Raw genomic sequence first — 15,619 nt, 5'->3', positions numbered from 1 at the left:
AAGCAAACCCACAGGTTCGCAGGCACGGTTTTAGCGGTCTTTGTCTTCGCGCCCGCGCAGCAGATGATTGGGCATCGCCAACGCTGCCGCCAGACCCAGCAGCGACACCGCGGCGCTGCCCATCAACAGGTGCTGGAACGTCATCGACAGTTGTCCACGCAACAGATCCAGCGCGGGGCCGCTGGCCGCGTGCAGGCTGTCCATCAACAGGTTGCCGGAGCTGCCTTCGACGCCGATCATGCTGCGATCTGCCTGGGCAATCCCGGAACCCGCGAGCATCGCCAGCAACAGAGCCGACATACTCGCCACGCCGACGGCACCGCCCAATGAGCGAAACAGATTGGTGGTGCTGGTGGCCACGCCCATGTCTTTCATGTCTACCGAGTTCTGCGTCCCGACCAGTGAGGTCGGAAATTGCAACCCGCTGGCGATCCCCGTCAGCACCATGAACAGCCCGGTCAGCAGCGCCGATTGCGGCGGCGTGAAGGCGATGCCGAGGATAGCCAGCGGCATGAGCAGCGCACCGGTGAGGATGATTGGCTTGTAGCGCCCCGTCAGCGAAGTTCTGCGCCCGCCGAAGTACGCGCCCATCGGCATGCCGATGGCGAGCGGCATCAAGTGCAGTGCAGCGCTGTCGGCACCGCCACCGGTGACGGTCTGAAAGCGCAGCGGCAGCAAAACGATCAGCGAAATCGCCTGGAAACTGGTGAAGAAAATCGTGCACCAGCACAGCACTGCGCTGCGATTGGTAAACAGGTGCATCGGCAGCAACGGTTCGCGGGTGCGGCGTTCGTAGAGGACGAAGATCACCAGCGCCAGCAGCGCCACGCCCAGTTGCACCTGCACGTGTTCGCCCCGCCAGCTGTGGCCTTGTCCGATTTCAGTGATGCCGAGCAGCAAGGCCGTCAGGCCGATGATCATCAGCACCGTCCCGAGGTAATCGATGATCGGTTTACGCTGCGGAACCGGCAGTCCGACGAGCGTCTTGCGCGCCACCCACCACGCTGCGAAGCCCAGCGGCAGATTGATGATGAACACCCAGCGCCACGACAGATATTCGGTCATGAATCCGCCCAGAACCGGCCCCGCCACACTGGCCGCCGCGTACATTCCGCTGAAATAACCCTGATAACGCCCGCGTTCGCGAGGCGGCACGATGTCGCCGATGATGGCCTGACTGACCGAGACCATGCCGCCCGCGCCGATGCCTTGAAGCACGCGCGCCAGCACCAGTTGTTCCATGCTTTGTGCCAGGGCGCAGAACAGTGAGGCAACCGTGAAGGTGCCCAGGCCGAACAGCATCAGGCGACGTCTGCCGTACAGGTCGCCGAGTTTGCCGTAGATCGGCACGGCCACGGTGAGGGCGACCATGTAGGCCGAGATCACCCAGGCCAGCAGGTCAAAGTCTTTGAATTGGGCAGAAATGGCGGGCATCGACACCGCGACGATGGTCTGGTCCAGCGCGCTGAGAAATACAGCCATCATCAACGCGAAGAGAATGCTGCGGATGTCCGGGCGGGTTTGGTTCAGGCTCGTCACGGAAAAGACTCGAACTGGCAAGTTGACCCGCGCAGACCCGCGCGGGAAAAGTGGGTCCAGTCTAGTCCGTTAGCTTGCTAATCGATAGCCGCCTGTATCGATTCACCCAGGTCGAAACCTGTGATCGTCAGCGCAGAGCGCTGAAAGTGGCGTCTGTCGGCATGCAGTGGCCAAACGTGCAGACCACCGCCATGCGCGGTTCACTGCGAAGCTGCTCGATCCTGTAGGCGCCCGCTGCATAGATGCTGAGTACGGTCACAACGGCGGCTACATAAACGCACTGTCTTTTTATTGTGGTTTTCATGACGTCTGCCTCGATCCGGTCAAAAATGAATTTCTACCGTTAAGGTCAGTGTAGGCGCCCATGGCCATCATGACGTGCCGATCGGGATTGAATGTTTATATCGACCGCGCAGCTGCCAGAGAAGCACTCATGCAGCCGTTCGGGGCAGTTAATGCGCGATCTGCCGCTGGGCTGCCTGGGTCTTCAGCCAATCCAGCAGTTCATTGAGTTGTGCAGGGACAGTCGCGCGCTCCGGATAGACGAAATAGTAGGCCGCACCCGTTCTGAGCTTGAGCTCGAACGGTGTGACCAGCCGACCTGCGCTCAGGTCTTCGCCGATCAGGGCCCAATCGCCCATGGCCACGCCTGACCCTTGCGACGCCACGGTCATCGCCAGGTCCATCGTATCGAAATGCTGACCCTTGCCGACGTTGCTCAGCCGGGTGCCCGCCGCTTTCAACCACTGCGTCCAGTCCTGCTCGTCCAGCGTGGGGTGCAGCAGCATGTGTCGTTCCAGGTCGCTGTACTGCGCGAGCGGTTGCGACTCGCCGATCAGCGATCGGGAGCAGACAGGCGTGAGCTGTTCGTCGAACAGGTGATGTACGTTCATCGAGTCGCCGGGATGAGCGCCGTAGACCACCGCCGCATCGAAGCGCTCTCGTCGAAAGTCCACGCCGTGAGCGATGGTGGTCGTCAGTTCCACGGGGACGTCGGGCCGTTCTTTTTGCCATTGCATCAAGCGCGGCAGCAGCCATCGCGTGATGCAGGTCGGCGCCTTCAACTGAAGCGCCTGACGCGCCGTGCTCACCTCGTCCACCGCATCCTCGAGCAAGCTGAAGATTTGCTCGATGCGGGGAAAAAACGCCCGGCCTTGGGCGGTCAGGCTCAAACCCCGCGCCTGGCGGTGGAAGAGGCGATAGCCCAGGTGGCTCTCCAGCCCGGAAATCTGTCGGCTGACCGCGCCTTGAGTGATGTGCAACAGCTGCGCCGCGCGCGTGAAGTTGCAGCATCGCGCCGTGATCAGGAAGGTGTGCAGAGCGGGCAGGGGAGGCAGACGTTTCATGGCAGGCGCGAGGCATGAGCTGGAGACATGGCTAAGCATGACATTTTTTGCGTTGTCACCGATATGGCCGCGCAGGTCCAATGACCGCGCATGCTCAAGCGGGAGCAGTCCGGCGAGCGGCACAGATGTCATCAAAATGAATAAAGGGCCCTGACACATGGCGACGTGCGGCGAAGTATTGGTCAAGTTACTGGAAGGTTATGGCGTCGAGCGGGTGTTCGGCATTCCGGGCGTGCATACCGTCGAGCTGTATCGCGGACTGGCCAGTTCGTCGATCACGCATATCACCCCGCGCCATGAGCAGGGCGCAGGCTTCATGGCCGATGGCTACGCGCGTACCCGCGGCAAGCCGGGGGTGTGCTTCATCATCACTGGCCCAGGCATGACCAACATCACCACCGCCATGGGCCAGGCGTACGCCGATTCGATTCCGATGCTGGTGATTTCCAGTGTGCAATCGCGCAGTCAACTGGGCGGCGGGCGGGGCAAGCTGCACGAACTGCCGGCCCAGGGCGCGTTGGTGGCGGGCGTTGCGGCGTTTTCACACACGCTGATGTTGGCTGACGAACTGCCGGCGGTACTGGCGCGCGCGTTTGCGCTGTTTCAGGCCGGCCGTCCTCGCCCGGTGCACATCGAGATCCCGCTGGATGTGTTGGTGGAAAACGCCGATCACTTGCTCGACAGCCAACCTGTCTCGGTCACCCGCGCGGGGCCTGCGCCCGTGGCAATCAAGCAAATGGCGGCGCTGCTGGCAGGTGCCAGACGACCGCTGATTCTGGCAGGCGGCGGCGCGATTGATGCCGCGGCGCCTCTGACGAAACTGGCCGAGCACCTGAACGCGCCTGTCGCGCTGACGATCAACGCCAAAGGCATGTTGCCTGCCAGCCACCCGTTGCTCATCGGCTCTACGCAGTCGCTCGATCCGACGCGCGAGATCATTGAGGCCGCCGACGTGGTGCTGGCCATCGGAACAGAGCTGGCGGAAACCGACTACGACATTACCTTTCAGGGGCACTTCAAGGTCCCAGGCACGCTGCTGCGTATCGACATCGATCCAGACCAGACTGTGCGCAACTTTCCGCCGAAAGTGGCGCTGGTGTCCGACGCCAGCACGGCCGCCGAGGCGCTGGTCGCCGCTGTGAAAAACGAGGCTCTGACGCCGCGCAGTGGGGACTGGGGACCGGCACGTGCCGCCGCGCTGAAAACCACGCTCGATGCGAGCTGGGATGAGGCGACGCGCGTGCAGACGCTGTTCCTGCGCACGGTGCTCGAGGTTTTGCCGAAGGCCGTGATCGTCGGCGACTCCACGCAGCCCGTCTATACCGGCAACCTGACGCTAGATCTGGACGAGCCCCGTCGCTGGTTCAACTCCTCCACCGGCTACGGCACGCTGGGTTATGCACTGCCTGCGGCGGTGGGCGCCTGGCTTGGCAGTCAGGACTCAGGCGAACGCAACCCGGTGGCGTGCCTGATCGGCGACGGTGGCTTGCAATTCACCTTGTCCGAGCTTGCCAGCGCCGTTGAAGCGAAGACGCCGATCATCGTGTTGCTGTGGAATAACCAGGGCTACGAAGAGATCAAGAAATACATGGTCAACCGCGCCATCGAGCCGGTCGGCGTGGACATCTACACGCCTGACTTCATCGGCGTCGCCAAAGCCCTGGGTTGCTCGGCCCAGACGGTGGTCGAAGTCGAGGAACTGAAAGCTGCATTGCGGGCCGCCAGTGAACGCAACGGCCCGACTGTGATTGAAATTGACCAGCGTGGCTGGATGAACGGATTGAAAGCATCATGAGTGAGGCGACTGTGTTGAACCCGGTTTTGGCGGGGCTGTATATCGACGGGCAATGGCGTTCCGGCGGCGAGCAACTGACGGTGATCAATCCTTCGACCGAGGAGCGTCTGGCCATTGTGACCGGCGGCGACGCCAATGCGGTGTACGATGCCGTTCAGGCGTCTCGCCAAGCTTTCGTGGCCTGGTCAAAAACCACAGGCGCGGCGCGCGCCATGATCCTGCGCAACATTGCCGCAGGCGTGGCGGCCAAGCGTGAAAGACTGATCGAACTGCAGTGCCGCAACAATGGCAAGCCAGCCTTCGAAGCAGGCATCGACGTCGATGACGTCATCGCCACTTTCAATTATTACGCTGTGCTGGCGGAGGCATCCGATGGTCAGCAGAACAGCGCCGTGGAGCTGCCGAGCGACGACTTCACCGCGCGACTGCGTCGTGAGCCATGTGGGGTCGTCGGCCTGATCGTGCCTTGGAATTTTCCGATGGTGACGACCGCCTGGAAGCTGGCGCCCGCGCTGGCGGCAGGTTGCTGCGTAGTGCTGAAACCTTCGGAAGTGACGCCACTGGCGGAACTGGAGCTGGCGCATATCATCGCGTCCAGCGGACTGCCCGGCGGCGTGTTCAACCTGGTATGCGGCACTGGCGCAGCGGTCGGTGCGCCGCTGTCCGGGCATCCGGGCGTTGCGAAAATATCCTTCACCGGCAGCAATGCGGTGGGCGTGCAGGTCATGCAGCGTGCGGCGGAGACCGTGAAGGGCGTAAGCCTGGAACTGGGCGGCAAGTCGTCGTTGCTGGTGCTCGCCGATGCCGATCTGGATCTGGCAGTGGAACTGGCGAGTGGCGGCGGTTACTTCAACGCAGGCCAGATGTGCTCAGCCACCAGCCGGGTGCTGGTCGCGCAAGCGCTGCTGGAGCCGTTTCTCGAACGCCTCGTCGCCAAGGCTGAGTCGATCAAGGTGGCCGGGCCGCTTGAAGAGGGCGCCGAAATGGGGCCGCTGGTCAATCAGGCGCAATACCAGCGGGTGATTGCCCATATCGAGGCCGGCAAGCAAGCCGGAGCGCGTCTGCTGTGCGGCGGAGGCCGTCCCGACAATCAACCTCGCGGGTATTTCCTGCAACCGGCGGTGTTCACTCAGGTGCCGCTGGACAGTGCGCTGTGGCGCGAAGAGATATTCGGCCCAGTGCTGTGCGTGCGCGGCTTCGATTCAGAGGCCGAAGCGATCGCGCTGGCCAACGACAGCCAGTTCGGTCTGGTCGCCAGCGTGGTCAGTGGCGACACCGCAAACGCCGAGCGGGTCGCCGATGCGTTGCAGGCGGGGCTGGTCTGGATCAACGCGCCACAGGTCATCTTTGCGCAGGCGGCATGGGGCGGTTACAAACAGAGCAGTCTGGGACGCGAGCTGGGCCCTTGGGGCTTGCAAGCGTTCCAGGAGATCAAGCACGTGATCCGCGCCGTGTGATCACAGCGTTTTGCGCAGGCGCGCCAAGTCTCGCAGGGGCGGCGCGCCGAACAGACGACTGTATTCGCGGCTGAACTGCGACGGGCTCTCATATCCCACTCGGTAACCGGCTGCCGACGCTTCTAGGCCGTCGGACAGCATCAACCGCCGGGCTTCCTGCAAACGCAGTTGCTTCTGGTACTGCAGTGGGCTCATGGCGGTCACGGCCTTGAAACGGTGGTGCAGCGTCGACACGCTCAGGTTGACCTCCCTGGCCAGTTCCTCAATGCGCAGCGGTTGCTGAAAGTGGCTGTTCAGCCATTTGATCGCCTGGCTGACGCGATGGGTCTGGCAGTTTGAGATGGCGATTTCGTACAGACGATATCCCTCACTCCCACGCAGCAGGCGGTAGAGAATCTCTCGAGTGATCAACGGCGCCAGCATGGGAATGTCTTTCGGGCTGTCCAGCAGGCGAATCAGGCGGATGACGGCGTCAAGCAACTGCGCGTCGATGCGCTCGACATACATCCCGCGACCGCTCGGCCGGGTTGGCACACTCATGGGCCCTGCCTCTGCGATCAGCGCGTTGATGTCGGCCGGGTCGATGTCCAGGCGCATGGCCAGATGAGGGTCTTCCGGCGTCGCGTGAATCACCTTGCCGCTGATCGGCAGGGCGACTGACAACACCAAGTAGTTGAGTGGATCATAGGTGAACACTTCGCCACCCAATGTCACGTCCTTGCGGCCCTGGGCCATGATGCACAACGCCGGTTGTACAAGGCCAGGCACCGATTGCAGCGGACGGTCGTGACGCACCATGAACAGTTGCTTGATCACCGTCTGGAAGCTGCCATCGGTAGGCGCATGACGGCGGATCAGTTCGGCCAGCTCAGCACGCTGCTGCTCCAACTGCGCGCTCAGCTCAGGCATGGGGCGGCTGTCCGATACGGTGGGCTCAAGGGCGGATGGCAACATCGGGAAATTCCTCTGACAGAGCGTTAATGCAGCACAGCTTATTTTTGTGCAAGCGCAAGCGTTAGGCGAATCCTGTCGGATGATTGCCTGATTCTGTCAGCGCTTCACGTCTGTCGCGACAGAAGGCCCTGTAATGCCGGGACGATTGCTTGAAAGTCCGGTGTGGCAGCAGGCGAATCCGGTGATCAATGCTGCCTGCTTCGAATCACCCTCGCAGAATCAGGCAATAACCTGGCAGTAATCGGCTAACGGCATTGACCCGCGTCCGCCTAATCTTCACTTCCGGCCACAACGCCTTCCGTGATTGTGGCTGCATCAAAAGGAGCGCAGACCATGCACAGCCAATCAGTCGTGAGCCATCTCGTATCAATTCGCTCGAGCGCCGGAAACAGCGCGCAAGTGGGCGCACGTTTGAGCGCATTACTCGCCCCTGCACGCAAGGCCGCCGGTTGCTTGCACTTTGTCCTGCAACAATCGCTGATCGAGGACGATGTCTGGATGATCAGTGGATCGTGGGCTGACCGATCGGCGATGAATGACTGGTTTTCCAACCCCGAGCTTCAAGTGTTCGCTGACCTGGTGACCGAGCGGCTGGTGAGCAGTCTGGATTTCCAGACCTTCGCCAACGTCGGTGCGGCTCAGGCCCAAGCGTCGGTCCAGCTGCGCGACATGCGCAAAGCCGGTTAACGAGCTCGCACCTGCGTCATGGACCAGGCGCGCCAAAGTGCTGCTGACGGTTTAAAATCCCGGCCTCTCTCACCAAGGCAGGGTTTTTGATCCATGGCACGCAAAGAATTCCAGCATTACGAAGCAGTGTCGGCCGCCGTCCCGGGCAATGAAGGCTACGGCGCCGCCATCGCCGTCAAAGGGTTGGGTGCCGGTGGCGCGCCGACTTTCCATCGTGTACTGCTCGATCAGACATTCAAGACCGCGCTGGCCGCCGATCAGGCCGCGGTCGAGGAGCTCGAGCGCCTGATCGACGTGACGTCCGAAGGCGAACTGATGTTCGCTCAGGATTGATCAGGCCTTGGGGCGGTACATTTTGAACAACGACTCTGGCCCCGGCTGGAAATAGTCGGCGGGGCCGCCGCCGCGCAAGATCGGCTCGCCGGCCGCGGTGTCATAGACGCCGTCCTTGAGCAGCCGTTTGGCAATATGGACCGCCACCACTTCTCCCAGAATCAACCAGCTCGGCACGACTTCCTTGTCGGCGCGCTGCAGCTGGATGATCTGCGTCACCTTGCACTCGAAGGCCACGGGGGTCTCTTTTACGCGCGGCACCGAGACGATCCGCGAGGGCTCGGCGGTCAGATTCGCCAACTCGAATTCGTTGACGTCGGCGGCCACCGCAGCGCAGCTGAGGTTCATCTGCTCGGCCAACGGGCGCGTTGCCAGATTCCAGACGAACTCGCCGGTTTGCTCGATATTGTTCAGGCTGTCCTTGCGACCGATGCTGCAGAAACCAATGATCGGCGGCACATAGTTGAACGCATTGAAGAAGCTGTAGGGCGCAAGGTTCAGCTTGCCTTGCGCATCTTTCGACGAAATCCAGCCAATTGGCCGTGGGCCCACGATCGCGTTGAACGGATCGTGCGGCAGGCCGTGGCCCTTGGAGGGTTCGTAGAAATGAATTTCATCTGACATGGCGCATTTCCTGAAAAGTGCTTCTACACAGCGGGCCGGTAACGACGTCCGCAGAGGATGAGGCCTTTCATAGTGCAAGGCATTCCTGCGCTATTCCAGAGCTGGTCACCACGTGGGCAAAAAAAAGCCCGACATGTGCCGGGCTACAAAGGGAGTTCGGGAGGTGGAACGTGAAGCGTGAAACGTAGAGCGTGTTGAAACGGATCAGCTGACGCGGTTTGCACCGACGTGGTCGGCACCGTCTGCTGCCAGGCGGTTTGCGCCAACGTGGTCAGCGCCATCAGCGGCTTGACGGTTTGCACCGACGTGATCGGCGCCGTCTGCTGCGAGGCGGTTTGCACCGACGTGGTCAGCGCCATCAGCGGCTTGACGGTTAGCACCGACGTGGTCGGCACCGTCTGCTGCTAGGCGATTTGCCCCAACGTGATCGGCGCCATCAGAAGCTTGACGGTATGAACCAGTGTGCGAGGCATTGGTGTGAGACGAGCCACCTTCCGCAACAACAGTGCCATTCAATGCCGAATGAGTCTCAGAAACAGGCAGAGCGAAAGCGCTCGATGCCAGGATGGAAAAACTAAGGCCAAACAGGATATTTGAAGTTTTCATGATGTTCGCTCCAGCGAAAGTTCAATAATTTTTTAACTTGGGTATGGAGCTAATAATACGCGCGCACGGATTAAGTTGAAGTTAACAACATTGCTAACGACCATCGCTAAAATTGATAGTTGGCTGAAGCGCCCGGTTTTAAAGCGTTTCAGCGGACGGTGAACCGAAATGGGGCAAAAATGAGCGGCGTCGGCAGATTTGCCTGTTGACCTTTTGTACATTTTGTGAGCTAACGAATTTTTAGGCTGGCGTTGCTGAGGCGGCTTGCAGCCTGAAGGGTCATTGCAGGAATGGCGCAAGATCGGACGAAAGCTGCCAAGTGGAGATCAGAAATGAGATAACCCAACGATTGTGACGAGTTGTTGCGGCAGAAAAAATTAAGCCCGGCAAAAGCCGGGCTGCAGGATGAGCGTTTCAAGATCAGCTCAAGCGATTTGCACCCACGTGATCGGCACCGTCGGCAGCGATGCGATTTGCACCAACATGGTCAGCACCATCAGCGGCAAGGCGGTTGGCACCTACATGGTCGGCTCCATCAGCGGCGACGCGGTTTGCACCTACGTGGTCAGCGCCGTCAGCGGCAAGGCGGTTGGCACCTACGTGGTCAGCGCCGTCAGCGGCGAGGCGGTTGGCACCTACGCGATCAGCACCATCAGCAGCAACGCGACCCATGTTTGTATGAGAAGAACCGTTTTCTGCAACGACAGGGGCATTGACGTGTTGGCTGGCATCAACAGCTGGAAGTGCAAAAGCGCTGCTGGCAAGAATCGAGAAAGCCAGGCCGAAGATCAGTTTGTTAGTTTTCATGGTAGTTGCTCCAGATCTATTTAATTAAGTGGTAACTCGGTATGGAGTTAACTTTACTCGGGTCTGGATTATTAAGAAGTCAATCGCATTAGTAGCGAACATCGCTGAAATTGATACTGCGCAAAGGGCCAGGGGTTTCAGCGACTTAGCTGCGTTCACGGCAGCAAAAAGGGCAGCCACCTGCGGGGCTGCCCTTGGCTCGGCGTCTCAAAAGCCGGCGTTGGACCGGTTTTTTCTCATGCTCTTGCTCCAGCAGACTGCTCTGGCAAGGCAGTTGCGACGCTTATTCGGTCAGTCGGTCTCGATGCGAGAATGCTTGCGGGTGTCCTTCATGAACACGTACACCAGCAGAGAAACCGCGATGCACGCGGTGACGTACCAGTAGTAGCCGGTCTCCATGCCAATGCTCTTGAACCACAAAGCAATGTACTCAGCAGTGCCGCCGAAGATCGATACGGTCAACGCGTAAGGCAGCCCCACGCCGAGCGCGCGGATCTCGGTCGGAAACAATTCCGCCTTGACCACTGCGTTGATCGATGTGTAACCGCTGACGATGATCAGCGCGGCCATGATCAGGAAGAACGCGCCCCACCACGTCTGGATCGTATGCAGCGTGCTCAGGATCGGCACAGTGCAGAGCGTTCCCAGCACGCCGAAGGCTATCAGGATCGGACGACGGCCGACCTTGTCGGACAGCGCACCGATGACCGGCTGCAGGCACATGAACAGGAACAAGGTCGCGGCAGAAATGGTGGTGGAGTCGGAGATACTCATGCCGACCGTATTGACCAGATACTTCTGCATGTAGGTGGTGTAGGTATAGAACGCCAGCGTGCCGCCCATCGTGAGGCCGACGACGGTCATCAGCTCTTTGGGGTGACGCATCAACGTGCGCATCAGGCTTTCTTTCGGGGCTTCTTTCTTGCGCGTGAACGATTCGGTTTCTTCCATGCCGCGGCGCAGGAACAGCGCCACCACTGCGCACAACGCGCCGATGGCGAACGGGATACGCCAGCCCCATTCATTCAATTGCTCGGTGGTCAGCACCTGCTGCAGCACGATGAGTACGGCCAGAGCGATGAGCTGGCCGGAGATCAACGTGACGTACTGAAAGCTGGAATAGAAGCCGCGGCGCTCCTTGGTCGCCATCTCGCTGAGATAAGTGGCGGAAGTGCCGTATTCGCCGCCCACCGACAGCCCCTGCATGAGGCGAGCGAGCACCAGCATGATCGGCGCGCCGACACCGATGGTTTCATAGCCTGGGGTCAACGCGATGATCAACGACCCGAAGCACATCAACAGCACCGAGGCCATCAATGCGGCTTTGCGGCCTTTGCGGTCGGCATAGAGGCCCATCAGCCAGCCACCGATCGGGCGCATCAGAAAGCCCACGGCGAAGATCGCGGCAGTGTTGAGCAGTTGTGCGGTGGTATCGCCTTTGGGAAAGAAGACTTTGGCGAAATAGAGGGAGAATGCGGCGTAGACGTACCAGTCGTACCATTCGACCATGTTCCCGACAGAGCCGCTGAAAATGGATTTCAGACGACTGCCGGTGGTTTTCTCGGCGGTTGGCGCAGCCGTCGAGCCGTTCGACACAGAGTTGGGGATAGCCATAGGTTGTCCTGCAATCATTGTTTTTAGAAGGAGCGCAGCGATGCGGTCTGGTGAGTGTGATAGCAGGAGCCGTGCCATGGCCAAGAGGCCCGGTTTAGAAGGGTTTTGGGGCAGGCGATGAGCGAAAATCCGCTTGCTCCACGATATTCCTGAGCGAAAATCCGCTCATGGTCCTGCGGGGTGGGATGTCACGACACGTGCTTCGCGTGCTTTTCGTGGGACCGGCTTCAGCCGGGAAGGCGTCAGGTGTCGCGCTGCTGAATTGAGGTGTGCATGGAGACTTGTTCCCGGCTAAAGCCGGTCCTACAGATGTCGCGTACACCGCGTACACCGCGTACACCGCGTACACCGCGTACACCGCGTACACCGCGTACACCGCGCAAACCGCGCACACCGCGCACACCGCGCACACCGCGCACACCGCGTGCGTTGCATGCTCTGCGGGCTTTCGTAGGACCGGCTTCAGCCGGGAAGGCGTCGGGTGGCGCACCGTTGAATTGAAGGTGTTCATGAAGGTCTGTTCCCGGCTAAAGCCGGTCCTACAGATCCCGCGGACGCCGCGCACCCGCGCCCGTCGCGTACGCCGCGTGTTCTTTGTAAGACTCGCTGAACCGGTCTTGCTCGGTCCAGGTCAGCGCTGAGCATTACCCTCAGCCAGAAAGTTCTCGCGCACCAACCCGTGCCGCTGCATCTTCTCGTTGAGCGTGCGGCGGGGCAGTTGCAGTTCGTGCATGACCGCCTTGATGTCGCCTCGGTGGCGTCTGAGCGCCGAGCGAATGCAATGGGCTTCGAAGGCTTCCTGCTGCGCCACCAGCGACTGCCCCGCCGGGATGCCCTGCACAGCGGGCCCGTCCAGCCCCAACACTTGGCGTTCGGCGGCATTGGCCAGTTCGCGCACGTTGCCCGGCCAGTCATGGCTGAGCAGGTGGCTCAGCTGTTCACCGCTCAACACCGGCGCGCGGCGGCTGAGGCGTTCCGCTGCATTGCGCGAAAAGTGGCTGAACAGCATCGGAATGTCTTCGCGTCGGTCCCGAAGCGGTGCCAGCCGCAGCTCGGCAATATTCAGGCGATACGCCAGATCTTCGCGGAAACGCCCGGCCTTCGCCTCTTCCAGCAAGTCCGGCTTGGTCGCGGCGATGATCCGCAGATCGACCTCGATACTCTGGTTCGATCCCAGCCGTTCCAGTCGGCGCTCCTGGATCACGCGCAGCAGTTTGACCTGCTGAGCCAGCGGCATGCTTTCGATTTCGTCGAGAAACACCGTGCCGCCGTCTGCGAATTCCAGCTTGCCGATGCGCTTGCCCTGCGCCCCGGTGAACGCACCGCTTTCATGACCGAAGAGCTCTGCTTCGAACAGTTGCTCGGGGATCGCCGCGCAATTGACCGCCACGAAAGGCTTGTTCGCGCGAGGACCGAAGTCGTGCAGACAACGCGCGACCATCTCTTTGCCACTGCCGGTTTCGCCCCGTATCAGCACGTTCACCGGCAGTTGCGCCAGATCAAGCACCTGACGCCTGAGGGTCTGCATCGGCGGCGACATCCCCAGCAGGGTGGCGTCCAGACGCGTGCGACTGTCCGCCTGTTCGAGCAGTCTTCGGTTTTCCAGCACCAGTGCGCGTTTTTCCAGCGCCCGGCGCAGGCTGTCGAGCAGTGTCTGAGGCGTGAACGGTTTCTCGAGGAAGTCATACGCGCCGTCGCGCATGGCGTCGACTGCCATCGGCACGTCACCGTGACCGGTAAGCAGTATCACCGGCAGATCGCGATCCCGCGCCTGAAGCTCTCCCAGCAATTGCAGTCCGCTCATGCCGGGCATGCGCACGTCGCTGAGGATCACGCCGGGAAAATGGGCCGGCAGGTGCGTCAGACAATCCTCGGCCCGGCTGAACACCTGAACGGTAAAACCGGACAGCGAAAGCCATTGCTCGACCGCTTCACGAATCGGTGCTTCGTCATCAACCACGATCACTGAATTCAGCATGGGGGTTCGGTCTCCGGAGCCTTGCTCAGCGAGAAGAAAAATCGTGCGCCATTATTCAGGTTTTCGGCGCTCAGACGACCGCCCGACTCGTGAACGATCGCGTAGGACACTGCCAGCCCCAGGCCGAGTCCGTCGCCGACCGGTTTGGTGGTGAAGAACGGATCGAAGACGTTGGCCAGGTGTTCATCGGCAATTCCGCCGCCGCTGTCGCCGACCGTCAGACGCCAATGTTCGCCGGTGTCATCGATGCGGATTTCCAGGCGCCTGAGTGGCTTGTCGCGCATGGCGTCCAGCGCGTTGCGCAGCAGATTGATCAGCACTTGTTCGAGGCGAATGGCATCGCCGCGCACCCACGCCGGGCGCGTCAGATCCAGCACGCAACTGACGCGCTCTTCGCGGATGCGCGCGTCCAGCAGCAACAACGCCTGATCGACCACGCACGCCAGATCGACGCGTTCGCGCAGGCCGCTGGGGCTTTTGCGCGCGAAGGTCTTGAGGTGGCCGGTCAGGGCGGCCATGCGTGTCAGTTGCTGATCCAGCAAATCGAGCGCCTTGCCAGCTTCTTCGACACGACCGTGGTCGAGCAGCAGGCGCAAGGTCGCCAGCTGCATGCGCTGAGCGGTCAACGGCTGGTTGATTTCATGGGCGAGGGCGGCGGACATCTGCCCCAACGCCGCAAGCTTCGTCGACTGGACTAGCCCGTCCTGCGCGGTCTGCAGGTCCCGCGTGCGCGCGGCGACCAGTTGTTCGAGCTCTTCGCGACTGCGCTGACGCATCCGGGCCAGCCGCCAGCGCTGGTAAAGGAAAAGCCCCAGAAAGACCAGCGTCAGCCACGTGCCGGCAGCCGCCAGCGCCGCATTGCGAATGTCCTCATCGGCAGGCTGCGGTTTGCGCAGCAGGTGCAGCGTCCAGCCTTCCGGCTGCAGCGGGAGCGATTGCCACAAGTAGTCGGCTTCTTCGCCGGGAGCGGCAACGCGGCTGAGCTGACTGTGCTCGCCGAACGTGCGCAGTGTCGTGTGCGTGAGCGAGGTCAGCGGCTGTTTGTCGTACTGGCGAGTGCTGGCCAGCTCTGCGCGATCCTGTTCGGACAGCGGGCGCAGCGCACGATAGCGCCAGCCAGGATGATTGGCGATGAACACAATGCCCTTGGCGTCACTCACCAACAGCAGATCGTCGCCCTGCGCCCAGGTGTGCTCCAGATCAGGAAATTCGAGTTTGACCACCATCGCGCCAATGAACTGTCCGGCATCGTCGCGGACCGCGCTGGACAGGAAGTAACCGGGAATGCCGCTGGTCACGCCCACCGCGTAGAACCGGCCGACGCCGTTCGCCCTGGTTTGCGTGAAGTAAGGCCGGAAGCCGTAGTTGTGGCCGACGTAACTGCTGGGCAGCCGCCAGTTGCTGGCGCCTACGGCGAGACCCTCGCGATCCAGCAATTCAAGTGTGGAGGACTGCGCGGCGCCGTTGATCTGCTCCAGCTTCAGGTTGAGCACCTGCGTGGTTTCAGGGCTCACGGGGCCGCTCAAGGCTTCGCGCATTTGCGTGTCCAGCGCGAGGACGGCAGGCAATGCCCGGTAGCGCTCGATAAGTGTCTGCAACGTATTCGCGTACAGCGAAAGGCGATCCTCGGCGCGTGCCGCATCGTCTTCGAGTGCATGACGCTGCGCCTGATGCATCGCCAGGGCGGCAACGAGCACCGCCCCGGCGAGAATCAGCAGAATGGAGAGAGCGAGGCGCGCTGAGCGGGACATGGAGGGGGCCTGTCATGTGCGGCGATCCGGTGGGCGCCGTAGCGAGTCATCCCGATGACTAACGGGCTGCTCACACTGTTCTTGTTATTGACGAAAACCTGAATCGACTCGCCGTGGCACGGTCCAGC

Annotated in this window: 13 protein-coding genes; 4 read left to right on the top strand and 9 right to left on the bottom strand. The window is 61.3% G+C overall.

What is annotated here, in order from left to right; translation table 11 throughout:
* Positions 1–30: 30 nt before the first annotated feature.
* Positions 31–1,539, bottom strand: a complete 1,509-nt coding sequence (locus tag BMZ10_RS11285) for an MDR family MFS transporter (protein ID WP_093461548.1) — start codon at positions 1,537–1,539, stop codon at positions 31–33.
* Positions 1,540–1,991: 452 nt separating this feature from the next.
* Positions 1,992–2,885 (bottom strand): LysR substrate-binding domain-containing protein, encoded by an 894-nt coding sequence (locus BMZ10_RS11280; protein ID WP_093461545.1) that lies wholly within the window; start codon positions 2,883–2,885, stop codon positions 1,992–1,994.
* 157 nt (positions 2,886–3,042) lie between these two features.
* Here BMZ10_RS11280 and BMZ10_RS11275 point away from each other — a divergent pair, with 157 nt between their 5' ends.
* Together BMZ10_RS11275 and BMZ10_RS11270 are read left to right on the top strand one after the other, a co-directional pair.
* The gene (locus BMZ10_RS11275; protein ID WP_093461542.1) at positions 3,043–4,680 is read left to right on the top strand and encodes a 5-guanidino-2-oxopentanoate decarboxylase; all 1,638 of its coding nucleotides are present in this window, start codon (positions 3,043–3,045) and stop codon (positions 4,678–4,680) included.
* Entirely contained in the window at positions 4,677–6,137 is a 1,461-nt protein-coding gene (locus tag BMZ10_RS11270) for an aldehyde dehydrogenase family protein (protein WP_093461539.1), read from the top strand. The genes BMZ10_RS11275 and BMZ10_RS11270 overlap by 4 nt, the downstream gene beginning before the upstream one ends.
* Here BMZ10_RS11270 and BMZ10_RS11265 read toward each other — a convergent pair whose 3' ends face one another.
* A complete protein-coding gene (locus tag BMZ10_RS11265; RefSeq protein WP_093462557.1) occupies positions 6,138–7,046 on the bottom strand; it encodes an AraC family transcriptional regulator in 909 nt (302 codons plus the stop codon).
* A 378-nt stretch (positions 7,047–7,424) separates the two neighbouring features.
* On the opposite strand from BMZ10_RS11265, the gene BMZ10_RS11260 reads away from it, so the two are divergent.
* Positions 7,425–7,778: a putative quinol monooxygenase gene (locus BMZ10_RS11260; protein ID WP_093461536.1), complete on the top strand. Its 354-nt coding sequence runs from the start codon at positions 7,425–7,427 to the stop codon at positions 7,776–7,778.
* A 93-nt stretch (positions 7,779–7,871) separates the two neighbouring features.
* Positions 7,872–8,111 carry a hypothetical protein gene (locus BMZ10_RS11255; protein WP_093461533.1) on the top strand — a complete coding sequence of 80 codons (240 nt, stop codon included), beginning with the start codon at positions 7,872–7,874 and terminating at the stop codon, positions 8,109–8,111.
* Here BMZ10_RS11255 and BMZ10_RS11250 read toward each other — a convergent pair whose 3' ends face one another.
* From BMZ10_RS11250 to BMZ10_RS11220, 6 genes are all read right to left on the bottom strand, one after another.
* Positions 8,112–8,735: a flavin reductase family protein gene (locus BMZ10_RS11250; protein WP_093461530.1), complete on the bottom strand. Its 624-nt coding sequence runs from the start codon at positions 8,733–8,735 to the stop codon at positions 8,112–8,114.
* 204 nt (positions 8,736–8,939) lie between these two features.
* Positions 8,940–9,341: a hypothetical protein gene (locus tag BMZ10_RS11245; protein WP_093461527.1), complete on the bottom strand. Its 402-nt coding sequence runs from the start codon at positions 9,339–9,341 to the stop codon at positions 8,940–8,942.
* Positions 9,342–9,761: 420 nt separating this feature from the next.
* The gene (locus tag BMZ10_RS28285; protein ID WP_093461524.1) at positions 9,762–10,148 is read right to left on the bottom strand and encodes a hypothetical protein; all 387 of its coding nucleotides are present in this window, start codon (positions 10,146–10,148) and stop codon (positions 9,762–9,764) included.
* Positions 10,149–10,439: 291 nt separating this feature from the next.
* Positions 10,440–11,762, bottom strand: a complete 1,323-nt coding sequence (locus BMZ10_RS11235; protein WP_093461521.1) for an MFS transporter — start codon at positions 11,760–11,762, stop codon at positions 10,440–10,442.
* Between the two features lie 631 nt (positions 11,763–12,393).
* Positions 12,394–13,740 (bottom strand): sigma-54-dependent transcriptional regulator, encoded by a 1,347-nt coding sequence (locus BMZ10_RS11225; RefSeq protein WP_093461515.1) that lies wholly within the window; start codon positions 13,738–13,740, stop codon positions 12,394–12,396.
* On the bottom strand, positions 13,734–15,491 hold the full coding sequence (locus BMZ10_RS11220) for an ATP-binding protein (protein WP_093461512.1): 1,758 nt from the start codon (positions 15,489–15,491) through the stop codon (positions 13,734–13,736). The genes BMZ10_RS11225 and BMZ10_RS11220 overlap by 7 nt, the downstream gene beginning before the upstream one ends.
* Positions 15,492–15,619: the final 128 nt, after the last annotated feature.

The sequence above is a fragment of the Pseudomonas sp. NFR16 genome, from assembly GCF_900108875.1.
Lineage (GTDB): Bacteria > Pseudomonadota > Gammaproteobacteria > Pseudomonadales > Pseudomonadaceae > Aquipseudomonas.
This window is presented reverse-complemented; position numbering and strand designations above follow the sequence as displayed.

Excerpts from the sequence above, each read along its gene's own strand:
- BMZ10_RS11220 (WP_093461512.1), bottom strand. The coding sequence starts at position 15,491 with ATGTCCCGCTCAGCGCGCCTCGCTCTCTCCATTCTGCTGATTCTCGCC.
- BMZ10_RS11265 (WP_093462557.1), bottom strand. The coding sequence starts at position 7,046 with ATGCCTGAGCTGAGCGCGCAGTTGGAGCAGCAGCGTGCTGAGCTGGCC.
- BMZ10_RS11270 (WP_093461539.1), top strand. The coding sequence starts at position 4,677 with ATGAGTGAGGCGACTGTGTTGAACCCGGTTTTGGCGGGGCTGTATATC.
- BMZ10_RS11235 (WP_093461521.1), bottom strand. The coding sequence starts at position 11,762 with ATGGCTATCCCCAACTCTGTGTCGAACGGCTCGACGGCTGCGCCAACC.
- BMZ10_RS11250 (WP_093461530.1), bottom strand. The coding sequence starts at position 8,735 with ATGTCAGATGAAATTCATTTCTACGAACCCTCCAAGGGCCACGGCCTG.
- BMZ10_RS11275 (WP_093461542.1), top strand. The coding sequence starts at position 3,043 with ATGGCGACGTGCGGCGAAGTATTGGTCAAGTTACTGGAAGGTTATGGC.
- BMZ10_RS11255 (WP_093461533.1), top strand. The coding sequence starts at position 7,872 with ATGGCACGCAAAGAATTCCAGCATTACGAAGCAGTGTCGGCCGCCGTC.
- BMZ10_RS28285 (WP_093461524.1), bottom strand. The coding sequence starts at position 10,148 with ATGAAAACTAACAAACTGATCTTCGGCCTGGCTTTCTCGATTCTTGCC.
- BMZ10_RS11260 (WP_093461536.1), top strand. The coding sequence starts at position 7,425 with ATGCACAGCCAATCAGTCGTGAGCCATCTCGTATCAATTCGCTCGAGC.
- BMZ10_RS11245 (WP_093461527.1), bottom strand. The coding sequence starts at position 9,341 with ATGAAAACTTCAAATATCCTGTTTGGCCTTAGTTTTTCCATCCTGGCA.
- BMZ10_RS11280 (WP_093461545.1), bottom strand. The coding sequence starts at position 2,885 with ATGAAACGTCTGCCTCCCCTGCCCGCTCTGCACACCTTCCTGATCACG.
- BMZ10_RS11225 (WP_093461515.1), bottom strand. The coding sequence starts at position 13,740 with ATGCTGAATTCAGTGATCGTGGTTGATGACGAAGCACCGATTCGTGAA.